1 protein-coding gene is annotated in these 499 nt (G+C 39.5%); it reads left to right on the top strand.

Annotation, left to right across the window (positions count from 1 at the left end; all coding sequences use genetic code 11):
* On the top strand, window positions 1-499 hold a 499-nt coding region (locus tag ACT3RM_RS18160), incomplete at both ends, for a chorismate-binding protein (RefSeq protein ID WP_444511551.1).

Below are 499 nucleotides of genomic sequence, written 5' to 3' on the forward strand. Positions count from 1 at the left end.
GCACTTGATTGTGCTGCTACTATTACTACCCCAGCATCTCAGCGGGTTGAACTTAATCAAAAAATTGCTCAGGCCTTTGCTTCCCTACATGAACAAGGAGCAGACGATCCTATTTTGATTGGTGCAATCCCATTTGATAATACACAAAGTTCAGCATTGAACGTGTATAACAGCTATGTTAAAGAACCTCGTGATGCATTTATTGAACAAGTAACAAGCGACAATTTTGCAATAAAGAATAAAACAAGAATTACGAGTGAAACACATTTTAAGAAGAGTGTTAGCAGTGCACTCTCTGCGTTTGACCATCTGACAATAGAAAAAATTGTACTGTCACAATCGTTAGAAGTGGAGTTTGAGCATCCTCAACCGCCTTTGCGAATGGCGAGACATCTGATGAATAAAAATCCACATGCTTATACTTTTGCTATTCCTGTTGCTAATGGACACGTTTTATTGGGTGCAAGCCCAGAATTGTTGCTATCTCGTCAGGGTAATC

This window comes from Pseudoalteromonas sp. AOP7-A1-14 (assembly GCF_052376275.1).
GTDB lineage: Bacteria > Pseudomonadota > Gammaproteobacteria > Enterobacterales > Alteromonadaceae > Pseudoalteromonas.